General features: G+C 52.2%; 4 protein-coding genes and 1 pseudogene. 3 read left to right on the forward strand and 2 right to left on the reverse strand.

Features of this window, described 5'->3' with window-relative positions:
- The 3 genes from PsW74_RS05760 to PsW74_RS05770 form a co-directional block, all read left to right on the forward strand.
- On the forward strand, positions 1 to 530 hold a 530-nt coding region (locus PsW74_RS05760; RefSeq protein WP_208987863.1), incomplete at its 5' end, for a DUF6065 family protein.
- 28 nt (positions 531 to 558) lie between these two features.
- Complete coding sequence (locus tag PsW74_RS05765) at positions 559 to 1110, forward strand: pyridoxamine 5'-phosphate oxidase family protein (RefSeq protein WP_063286355.1); 552 nt, start codon at positions 559 to 561, stop codon at positions 1108 to 1110.
- A 95-nt stretch (positions 1111 to 1205) separates the two neighbouring features.
- Positions 1206 to 1814: a 2,3-bisphosphoglycerate-dependent phosphoglycerate mutase gene (locus tag PsW74_RS05770; protein WP_063286356.1), complete on the forward strand. Its 609-nt coding sequence runs from the start codon at positions 1206 to 1208 to the stop codon at positions 1812 to 1814.
- A gap of 50 nt (positions 1815 to 1864) precedes the next feature.
- Here the strand turns inward: PsW74_RS05770 and PsW74_RS05775 are convergent, their stop codons facing one another.
- Positions 1865 to 2875: an adenosine kinase gene (locus PsW74_RS05775; RefSeq protein ID WP_063286357.1), complete on the reverse strand. Its 1011-nt coding sequence runs from the start codon at positions 2873 to 2875 to the stop codon at positions 1865 to 1867.
- Between the two features lie 83 nt (positions 2876 to 2958).
- Positions 2959 to 3203: pseudogene (locus tag PsW74_RS29610) on the reverse strand (prephenate dehydratase); the annotation flags it as partial.

Below are 3203 nucleotides of genomic sequence, written 5' to 3' on the forward strand. Positions count from 1 at the left end.
ACGGCGAGTGGACCCTGCTGGATCGGTTGTATCTTACAGACTTCGTGGAAGATTACCAAAGCTCCTGTCCGGAAGGGCTGGAGGATTACTACCCCCCATTCCTGGATGTGTTTCCTGAAGGCGACATCGTTCAGATCGGCGCTGGTTACAGCCTGATCGGCGATGAAGGTCAGTGCCATTGGGTCCGCGGCCCAATCAACCTGCCGTCCAATGCAGGCTATGATTGCTTTGAAGCGATGATTGACTCCAGCTGGTTCTGTTCACCGCTCTTCATCAATATCAAGCTTCGCAAACAGGATGTCCCAATCAGCTTCCCACGCCACCGGCCTTTGTTGCAGGTCGTGCAGTTGCCCAACACGATCCTGCCGAAGACACCGATTGTCCAACCGGAAATCACCGAGATGGACGGCAGCTCCCAAGAGTTCTGGCAGGCCTGGGCAAGAAGTTACGACAAACGCAATGGCGGGCGTTCTGGCAGCTACGCCAGCGAACAGCGCCGCATCAACACTCAATATGCAGTCGCCGACTAGTCGCTCCTGAAAAGGCATCAGAAAGCCGATGATCGTAGCCAAAAATTTGAACCGCAGATTTCGTCAGCACATCGAAGAGCAATCAATGTTCTTCGTCGCAACAGCTGCTGCCACAGGGCATATCAACCTGTCCCCCAAAGGCATGGATACCCTCAGGGTTTTAAGTGACGAGCGCATCATCTGGCTGAACCTGACCGGTATTGGCAATGAAACAGCCACCCACGTGCAAGATGATGGCCGCATGACGCTCATGTTCTGTTCGTTCGGCGAGCAACGCCTCACGCTTCGGGTGTTCGGAACGGCAAAGGTCATTCATCCAAGAGATGAGGACTGGGCCAAACTGGTCGCTCAGTTCCCCGACCTGCCGGGGTGCAGACAAATCTTCGACCTTGATATCGAACTCATTCAGACGTCTTGCGGCTCAACAGTCCCGCGCATGGATTTGGTCGATACGCGGGTTGAAAAGGAATTCCTGCCTTACTACGAGACGATGGATCGTGAGGAGCTGGAGAACTACTGGCGCAAGCACAACGCCACAAGTCTGGACGGTTTGCCCACCAATATTCTGGAGCCTGCCTGAAATCATCATTGGATGTTTTAACGAAAGTCGGGTTTAGAGCTGCAATTGAACCTATATAAGACACGCACACACAGAAGATCTGAGAGGCGTGTTTTATGGGATTGTTGGTGTTGGTGCGCCACGGGCAAAGCGAATGGAATGCGCTGAAGGTTTTCTCAGGACAGGCCAATCCTGAGCTGAGTGCCAAAGGCATTGAAGAGGCCCGAAACGCAGGTCGTACTCTCCATTCTCAGGCAATCCAGTTCGATCTGGCCTATTCATCAGGCCTTAGGCGCGCCCGCAAAACACTGGATCTCATCCTTGAAGAAGCTGAGCAATCTCATCTGCATGTCATTGAGGACAAGCTCTTCAATGAAAGGGCCTATGGTGATCTCACAGGCATTCCTATCGAAAGCGCGGTTCAGGAACACGGTGTGGAGCAAGTGCACCAATGGCGCCATTCATTGCACGCTGTGCCACCCGGTGGTGAAAGTGTGGAGATGACGGCCAACAGAGCCCATGGTGTGTTCAAGCACCGTGTTCTGCCTCAGCTGATGAATGGAAAAAACGTCATCATCTCCTCGCACCGGAACACAATTCGAGGACTGATCTCGAAGATTTGCAAGCTTAATCAAAAAGAGACCGAGCGCATGCACATCGGCACCGCACAGCCGCTCTTCTTTAAGGTAAACAGCGCAGAGGATATTCAGCAGATCAGCAAATAAAAAAGGCAGCCCGTAAGCCGCCTGAATTGATATTTTCAGTTCGCAGTGTGCTAGGCTTTAAGAGTGAAGCCAGTCTGCTCTGCAATCTGGTTAAGCGGCTTTTCAGGGCGCGCACCAACGTGGCTGATAACCTCACCAGCACAAAGGCAACCCAGCTCAGCACAATCGCTCAGGCTGAAATCACGCGCCAGACCAAACAGGAAGCCAGACGCAAACAGGTCTCCAGCGCCTGTCAGGTCACGCACACCGCCAATAATCGCGGAAGCTGGCACATGTACAGTTTCCTCGCGAGAAATCGCCATAGCGCCTTCTGAGCCCAATGTCAGCGCGGTCAGTGTGCAATCCTCGCGCACCATCGCAATCGCAGTTTCAATGTCAGAGGTCTGGTAGAGCGCTTTGAGCTCATGCTCATTGGCAAACAGAATGTCGACTTTGTCTTCGCGGATCAGCTCCAGGAACTCATCCCGGAAACGATCAACGCAGAAGCTGTCTGACAACGAAAGAGACACCAGCTGCCCTGCTTCATGGGCAATCTTGGAAGCTTCAAGAAACGCATTTTTCGCCGCTTCTTCGTCCCAGAGATAACCTTCCATGTAGGTGATCGCAGAATTGGCAACCACGTCGCGGTCGATATCAAACGCAGTCAGCTTGGTCGCTGCACCCAGATAGGTGTTCATGGTCCGCTCACCATCAGGCGTAATCAGGATCATGGACCGACTGGAAGGCAAGTCATCACGCAAAGGTCCGGTTTTGAAGTGAACGCCGATACTATTCATATCATGGCGATAAACTTCACCTATTTCGTCGTCGGCCACTTTGCCAAAATAAGCCGGTTTGCCGCCCAAAGATGCGATGCCAGCTGCCGTGTTCCCGGCACTTCCGCCGGAAATGCGGGTTGTTTGGCCCATCTTATCGTAAAGCCGCAGCGCTTCATCAGTATCAATGAGGCGCATAGATCCCTTAACTAGAGATTGCTCAACGAGAAAGTTATCTTCCACATGAGAGAAGACGTCAGTGACTGCATTGCCGATGCACAATGCATCAAACTTGAATTCAGACATGTAAAGTCCTTGTAACTAGCCCGGATCACAAGCGCCCGGAACGATACATAGGTGACTCACCGTTGGAGCAAGGCCTACAACTGTTATTTCCCTGGTGTAGGACGCAAAGCACGGTTAGCCTCAGGTTCCCGAATTTTTTCGCGGAACGGGCTAGCGTTGTACACCCCAAGAATATTCAGTTCAGTCGAATAAAACGCCAGCTCCTCAAGTGCAAGGGCTACGTTGGGTTCTTCTGGGTGTCCTTCAATATCTGCGTAAAACATGGACGCGAAAAACTGACCTTCAAGCTGATAGGATTCCAGCTTCGTCATGTTGACGTTGTTGGTCG

Origin of the sequence: Pseudovibrio sp. W74, assembly GCF_001623085.1 — a bacterium.
GTDB lineage: Bacteria > Pseudomonadota > Alphaproteobacteria > Rhizobiales > Stappiaceae > Pseudovibrio.

Bases quoted from the DNA above. Each gene is read 5' to 3' on its own strand.
- PsW74_RS05765 (WP_063286355.1), top strand. From the start codon at position 559: ATGATCGTAGCCAAAAATTTGAACCGCAGATTTCGTCAGCACATCGAA.
- PsW74_RS05775 (WP_063286357.1), bottom strand. From the start codon at position 2,875: ATGTCTGAATTCAAGTTTGATGCATTGTGCATCGGCAATGCAGTCACT.
- PsW74_RS05770 (WP_063286356.1), top strand. From the start codon at position 1,206: ATGGGATTGTTGGTGTTGGTGCGCCACGGGCAAAGCGAATGGAATGCG.